We start from the raw sequence: 6,563 nt of genomic DNA, 5'->3' as shown, positions 1-6,563 counted from the left end.
AAAAGATACGCGCACTTGCGTGCGCGCGGGTTCGGTTACGCTATTGACACCGAGAGGCTAATGGGTGACCCCGAAGGTTTGCGAAGGTTTTAACGCGCCAGAAAAAACAAACCCGCACGAGGCGGGCTTGTTGTTCGGTATCTGACCCCGAAGGTTTCCGAAGGTTCCGAAGGTTCCGAAGGTTACCGAAAGGTTAAGAACGACACTCTGACGGGCGATACTTGGCTTCTAGCGAACCGCCTGTGCATGTCCAGCGCACGTTAGTCGCAGGAGGCGTACCAGCAACTAGTGCAGGGTTCGGAGCAAAAACAATATCACCACCACCAGCTCTTGCTTCGAAAGTAACAGTAATTTCACCACTAGCGGCATCAATGGCAACAGACGTCACGTTATCAGAACCCGTTGGAGCATCAAAACCTTGGTCAAATGCGCGCCCAGTTGCTGCGTTCTCCAAAACTAACGCTTTAGCACTGGCTGCCGCTACCATACCCTCACTCACCCGGGCCCGAACAGTATAATCCTGATAAGCCGGCAAAGCCACCGCCGCCAAAATACCAATAATCGCTACCACAATCATTAATTCAATCAGAGTAAAACCCTGTTGTTTTGCACGTTGTACATTAATCATTTTTACATCTCCTGAGTTTTTTAGCCGCACGGGCTAATATCTATTCTGGATGCTTTTAGCTAAACCGCAAGAAAAATTTTCGCCCTTTTACCGCTTTTTGCTAATTAATTGCGTAAGCTCATTATTTATACGGTTTTGCCGGCTATTACACCATTGGCTGACTAATACCAAAGCATTAGCCAATAATTCAGCATTCAACATTCACTCAACACTCAACACTATACTTATATTCACTAAACAACCGCTGCGCCGCCAGCCAAATATCCCCCACAGCCCCATCGCCCACCGGCCGGCCATTAACGCTGAGTACCGGCGCAATTTCTTTACTGGAGCTGGTTAGCCAGATTTCATCGGCAGAGAGTACTTCGTCGTAACTAATCTCGCGCTCCACCACCTTTAAATCGGAGTGCTGGCGCAGAATTTCCAGTAATAATAAGCGGGTAACGCCCGGCAGCAGCTTATTACTTAGTGGCGGGGTAGCAATTTCGCCGTTTTTAACCACAAATACATTTACGGCTGCGCCTTCAGTCAGGTTGGCGTCGCGATCAAACAGCAGTATTTCCTGCGCGCCCTGCTCAACCCCTTGCTGATAGTGCAGCACATTGCCCAGTAACGAGGTGGATTTAATATGGCAGCGCTGCCAGCGCAGGTCGTTACCGGTAATAACCGAGTAAGTATGCACTTTGGCTTTATCTGGCACCGGTTCGGCGGCAATGGCGAAGGCATAGGCAAAGATGGTGGGGCTGATACCGCTGGGAAAGGCATGATTGCGTTTGGTATCGGCACCGCGGCTAACCTGAATATAGACGGCCAGGTTATCACCCAGTGCCGGGCGATTGAGTTCGAGCAGTTTATCGCAAAGCTCGCGCCAGTGTGCTTCGGTCATGCCGTGCTGAATACTCAGCGCTGCCAAACCCTCGTGCAGGCGGCTTATATGCGGGCCAAAGCCAACAAAGCGGCCATGATAAGAGGGGATAACTTCGTAGATTCCATCACCAAATAGAAAGCCACGGTCCATCGGTGAGATGCGGGCTTCGTTGGCCGGCAGAAACTGGCCGTTTAAAAATACTGTACTCATAAGGCTCTCGTGTCGGAGGTTAGATCTGCTGTTAGTCAGGCGCCACGTTGTCTGGCTCACTAATATAAGGTTGCACCAGCGCCTGTAATTGCTGAATTAACTGTTCGCCGGCCTGATAGGGCAGGCCATCTTCGGTTAAGGTGCTTTGCCGTGTTACGCCATCGATACAGCCATTAGCGGTTAAAAACTGTAACAAAGGCAGTAAATTGGCGTTGGCCAGTAAGTTGCGGCCCTGCAGCACACTTAGCATGGCAATAATACCCCAGGCCGCCCAGTTTGACACATCGGCTACCACTAATTCGTCGCATTCGGTAATGCTGGGGGTAATATTTAAGCCGGCCAGTGCCGCTTGCACATTGCCCATGCCAATTTCGTTACCGCCATCGCCAATAGCCAGCGTGGGGCAGGGCGCCTGATTCAGCAGCTCATCAAAACTGGCGCAGCGCGCTGAGATATCTTCACCGCGCATATTGACATAAATACCGGCGGCACTCAGCCCCGGCCGTTCAATCGATAACACCAGTGCCGGCTTGAGTTGCTGCAGTAGTTGCCGGGCCTGCGCCACCCGCCCCTGCAGTTGATTCACCGGTAGCTCGGCACATTGATAATGCTGCGCTAATAACGAGAACAGCGGTTTGCCGCATACCAGATAAGGTTTTAAATTAAGTGCCTGGGCTGCCTGGTACAGCGCAATGGCACCTACCGGGCCGTCGGTTTCAAAGGTATCCAGTACCGGGAAGCCGGTGCCGATTAAAAGGGTACTGCCGGCCGGCAGGTTAAACAGCCGCGCCGCGCGCAATATATAGCCGGGGCGTAGCTGTTGCTGTACCTGCTGCATACCGCGCAGGTTACGGGCGGTAAGCAGCAGCTCAATTTGCCGGCTGATGGCGATAAAATCTGCCACTTTACTGGCGGGTGCGGTAGGTTGGGATAGCGTCATAACGGTTCCTGCGTAGCGGCATGCTGCGGGTGGGCTGCTTTGGCTGCAGGCGAAAACCCGGCCCGATAGAGGGCCAGGGTATTGTGCACCTGATAACTATCCAGCTGGCTAAATTGCACCAGGCTGCCGGGCGGCGTTTGTGCCAGTCGCCAGCAGTCCAGACTCAGCACAGTGCCTATTTTCGGATAGCCACCGAGGGTTTGGCGATCATTGAGCAGCACTATCGGTTGGCCATCGGGTGGAATTTGTACTGCACCCAGACTAATACCCTCAGACAATAAAGCGCGACTACTGCAACTAATAGCACTGCCACTGAGTTTATAGCCCATCCGATCACAATGGCTGCTGACCTGATACGGGTTAAGGTAAAAACGGGCGCGCTCAACGGTGCTAAATAAATGGTGCTGATAGCCTTCCAGTAAGCGCAGGCTTAGCACTGTGCTGGCGCCGGATTGCTTTTGCTCTGCCCTGGCAAGCGCTGCTGCGCTGGCAAGTGGCGGCAGGCTAAATTGTTGTATTTGTGAACTCGGTGTGGTTAGCGCCGTTAGTGTAGCTTGCCCGGCCAGTGGGATCTGATCGCCTGCCGCCAGTTTGCTGCCATCCTGCTGCAGGCCGCCTACGCCTTCCCGCATTACGGTGGCGCTGCTACCAAATTGCAACGCTACTGCAAAACCGCCGCTAACGGCCAGATAAGCGCGCAAGCCCTGCGTCATATAACCCAGTTCCAGTTCATCGCCGGCTTTTAAGCTAATGGCTTGCCAGCAGGCGACGGCTTTACCATTTAGCCGCAGGGGCAGCACGGCACCGGTAACGGCGACGGTACAGCCGGCAGTTGCCTGCACGATTAAACCACCAATGCTATGTTCAATAACAGTGCTGTGTAGTGGGTTACCGACTAAGGCATTAGCCCAGGCAAAACTATGGCCATCCAAGGGGCCGCCCTGGGTCAGGCCCAGGGCCGTCATGCCAAAGCGGCCGGCATCCTGTAACAGGCTTAAGGTGCCGGGACTAATGATTTTCAGGCAGGCGCTGTGGTTTGGCTGAGTCATAAGGCGCCTCCGAGGAGCTGAAACTCCCGTTCACTAACCGGGATAAAGCGCACCTGATCGCCGACCGCGACCGGCATCGCCGGTTGTTGCTGCGGGTTAAACATCCGGATCGGACACAAGCCGAGTAAATGCCAGCCACCCGGTGAGGCTGCAGGATAAACTGCAGTTTGCCGATCGGCTATGGCGACGGCACCGGCCGGTACTTTTGGCCGCGGGCTGCTAAGGCGCGGCATGGCCAGCTCAGCGGGCAGTTCACCCAAGTAGGCAAAACCCGGTGCAAAGCCAATGGCATACACCTGGTAATTTTGGCTGCTGTGCAGTTGTATTACTTCATCGGGGGTGAGGTTTTTCGCCTTGGCGACGCTAAGCAAATCCGCGCCGCTTTGCGCACTGTACCAAACCGGCAGTTCGACTAGCTTGCCGCTGCTGAGCGCCTGTTTAGCAGGCGAACTTTGCAGTAGTACCTGTTGTAACAGGGGTAACAAGCTAAGATGGCTATGCTGTAGCGGATTAAACAAGATCAGCACTGAGGCATAGGAAGGCAGTAATTCTACAATCTCCTGGCCGAGCAATGGCTGCAGCAGGGCACAGCATTGCTGCACCGTCGCGGCATTACGCGGGTGGATCTGCTGGGCGCCGGTATAAAGAATAAAGGCATTTTCAGCGGCAAGTTTAAGTTCCAGCAATACCAGATCATTTGGCTCTGTACTAAACACGGTGTTATCAGCACCTGCCGGGAGTAACTCTGCCGGCAAGCGCAACCTTGGCAGCGGCAGTATTACTGACATAGGCGCAGTAACTCACGAATTTCAGTCAGCTGCGTAATGGCGGCAACGTTGTCGCCATGTACACAGAGTGTATCAGCGGCTAGTGGCAGGGTTTTGCCACTGTCGGTGGTTACCGAGCCTTGCGCAACTAACTGTCGCACCTGGGTTAATACTTCAGCGCCATGCAACACCGCACCCGCTTGACTGCGCGGCGTAAGCTTACCGGCATCGGTATAACGGCGATCAGCAAAGGCTTCCAGCAATAGGCTGACGCCAGCCGCAGCAGCTTGCTGCTGATAGTGCGCGGCATCGGCCGTGGCTAATATCATCAGCTTTAGCGGTTTATGATAGCTGGCGACGGCCTGCAGTACCGCCTGCCATACTTCGGGCTTGGCCATCATATCGTTATACAGGGCGCCGTGCGGTTTAATGTAGCTTAGTGTCAGGTCCTGGTTTTGCGCCATGCCATCCAGCGCTGCAACCTGATAGTGAATAAGATTAATGATTTCGCTGGCGGAGCATTGCATACTACGCCGGCCAAAACCCTGTAAGTCTGGGTAAGACGGATGGGCGCCGATGGTAACCTGATGTTGTTTTGCCAGCTTAAGGGTGCGCGCCATCACATCAGGATCGCCACCGTGAAAACCGCAAGCAATATTGGCCAGGTCGATATGGGGCATGGCCTGCTCATCTAACCCCATAGTCCAGCTACCGAAGCTTTCACCGAGATCACAGTTGAGTAATAAGGCAGGGCGAGGTTGTGACATTGGGCTCTCCGGTTGTGGCTGGCTTGACTTGGTGGCTCTGACCCCGAAGCCCGCTTCGGGGTCAGAGCCTGGTCTAGTTTGCGCGACTGGCCCGGCCTTGTCCAGAGGTTGATAGCGCTGTTCTAATAAAAAATTCTTTATGCATTTTATAGTGGAATAAAGTATTCCATGAACTTTGCCTTTGTTGAAAATATCTGAACAGTAAGTAACAAGTTGTGCTTTAATAGGTAGACGCTACGGCAGGAGCTTAGAGGCAGTATGAGCAATGCGCGGTTTGATAGCAGAATAAAAGATTTAAAGCAGGCGTTACTGCCGTTAATGCAACTGGTATGTAAAATTACCGGGCTGGAAACCGCTTTCGTCACCTATATTGACCCTATTTTGGCGCGCCAACAAGTGGCCGTAGTAGTGGGTAATGGTGAAATTGGCGTTGTCGAGGGCAGTGAAATCGACTGGCAAGACTCGATGTGCCGGCTACTGTTTAATGACGAGCACTGGCAAGACAACGAGATTAAACAGCATTATCCGCTAAGCGCTGGTGCGGCCCTAGGCATGAATACCTTTTTTGCCGTGCCGGTGCAGCATCAGGAGAAAATCATTGGTACTGTGTGTGGTGCCAGTACTCGTGAGCAATACCTTAGTGCAGAGCAGCATGAACAACTGCAGCTGATTGCCGAAGCCGTATCCTGGACCTTGGCACAATGGCAGCGTTTATTTAAATTGCAGCAGCGGCTTCAGTTTACCCGCCAGCGTTTACAACTTGCCTATCAGGACCGTGATTCGTTAAAAGCCCTGGCCGAACGTGACCCCTTAACCGGCTTATTAAACCGGCGTGGTTTTGCGGATTTCTGGCAGCGCTGCACCGAAGTCGACACCGATCAAAAGCAGGTAGCGGTGATTGCGCTGGACTTCGATAACTTTAAACAACTAAATGATAATTTTGGTCATCAGGCTGGCGATGAAGCCTTGCAGGCGTTGGGGGCGATTTTACAGCAACATACCCGCGATTATGATTTTGCCGCGCGTTTAGGGGGTGATGAATTTATGCTGGTATTACCCGGCTGCCAGCGTCAGGAAGCGCAAGACGTTGCCAGCCGCATTCAGCAAAGTTATCAGGCCAGCCCTTTTGGTGACAAACACGGTATCAGCATTGGTATCGCTGTTACCGGGCAGGGCGCGAACGATGATTTGCTGTTACTGGCCGACAAGGCGCTGTATCAGGCTAAAAACAGCGGTCGCGGCCAAATCGCCTGCAGAACGCTGCGCGCCTGATTTATGGTGACCTGGCGGCAATCAGTCATGCAATCGCTTTACTGCACTAAGGTAAACATCAC

Annotated in this window: 7 protein-coding genes; 1 reads left to right on the top strand and 6 read right to left on the bottom strand. The window is 53.2% G+C overall.

What is annotated here, in order from left to right; translation table 11 throughout:
• Positions 1–193 precede the first annotated feature (193 nt).
• The 6 genes from AJE_RS06840 to AJE_RS06815 form a co-directional block, all read right to left on the bottom strand.
• Positions 194–628 (bottom strand): pilin, encoded by a 435-nt coding sequence (locus AJE_RS06840; protein WP_008950231.1) that lies wholly within the window; start codon positions 626–628, stop codon positions 194–196.
• Positions 629–833: 205 nt separating this feature from the next.
• Positions 834–1,706, bottom strand: coding sequence for an aminotransferase class IV (locus tag AJE_RS06835; RefSeq protein ID WP_008950230.1), 873 nt, complete (start codon positions 1,704–1,706; stop codon positions 834–836).
• Positions 1,707–1,737: 31 nt separating this feature from the next.
• The gene (locus AJE_RS06830; RefSeq protein ID WP_008950229.1) at positions 1,738–2,646 is read right to left on the bottom strand and encodes a glutamate cyclase domain-containing protein; all 909 of its coding nucleotides are present in this window, start codon (positions 2,644–2,646) and stop codon (positions 1,738–1,740) included.
• Positions 2,643–3,695 (bottom strand): 5-oxoprolinase subunit C family protein, encoded by a 1,053-nt coding sequence (locus AJE_RS06825; RefSeq protein ID WP_008950228.1) that lies wholly within the window; start codon positions 3,693–3,695, stop codon positions 2,643–2,645. The genes AJE_RS06830 and AJE_RS06825 overlap by 4 nt, the downstream gene beginning before the upstream one ends.
• Positions 3,692–4,483 (bottom strand): 5-oxoprolinase subunit PxpB, encoded by a 792-nt coding sequence (pxpB, locus tag AJE_RS06820; protein ID WP_008950227.1) that lies wholly within the window; start codon positions 4,481–4,483, stop codon positions 3,692–3,694. The genes AJE_RS06825 and pxpB overlap by 4 nt, the downstream gene beginning before the upstream one ends.
• Positions 4,474–5,229 carry a 5-oxoprolinase subunit PxpA gene (locus AJE_RS06815; RefSeq protein WP_008950226.1) on the bottom strand — a complete coding sequence of 252 codons (756 nt, stop codon included), beginning with the start codon at positions 5,227–5,229 and terminating at the stop codon, positions 4,474–4,476. The genes pxpB and AJE_RS06815 overlap by 10 nt, the downstream gene beginning before the upstream one ends.
• Positions 5,230–5,487: 258 nt before the next feature.
• Here AJE_RS06815 and AJE_RS06810 point away from each other — a divergent pair, with 258 nt between their 5' ends.
• On the top strand, positions 5,488–6,501 hold the full coding sequence (locus AJE_RS06810) for a sensor domain-containing diguanylate cyclase (RefSeq protein WP_008950225.1): 1,014 nt from the start codon (positions 5,488–5,490) through the stop codon (positions 6,499–6,501).
• Positions 6,502–6,563 lie beyond the last annotated feature (62 nt).

It is taken from the genome of Alishewanella jeotgali KCTC 22429 (genome assembly GCF_000245735.1).
Lineage (GTDB): Bacteria > Pseudomonadota > Gammaproteobacteria > Enterobacterales > Alteromonadaceae > Alishewanella > Alishewanella jeotgali.
This window is presented reverse-complemented; position numbering and strand designations above follow the sequence as displayed.

Coding starts and splice junctions, on each gene's coding strand:
- AJE_RS06825 (WP_008950228.1), bottom strand. CDS start 3,695: ATGACTCAGCCAAACCACAGCGCCTGCCTGAAAATCATTAGTCCCGGC.
- AJE_RS06840 (WP_008950231.1), bottom strand. CDS start 628: ATGATTAATGTACAACGTGCAAAACAACAGGGTTTTACTCTGATTGAA.
- AJE_RS06810 (WP_008950225.1), top strand. CDS start 5,488: ATGAGCAATGCGCGGTTTGATAGCAGAATAAAAGATTTAAAGCAGGCG.
- AJE_RS06815 (WP_008950226.1), bottom strand. CDS start 5,229: ATGTCACAACCTCGCCCTGCCTTATTACTCAACTGTGATCTCGGTGAA.
- AJE_RS06830 (WP_008950229.1), bottom strand. CDS start 2,646: ATGACGCTATCCCAACCTACCGCACCCGCCAGTAAAGTGGCAGATTTT.
- AJE_RS06835 (WP_008950230.1), bottom strand. CDS start 1,706: ATGAGTACAGTATTTTTAAACGGCCAGTTTCTGCCGGCCAACGAAGCC.
- pxpB (WP_008950227.1), bottom strand. CDS start 4,483: ATGTCAGTAATACTGCCGCTGCCAAGGTTGCGCTTGCCGGCAGAGTTA.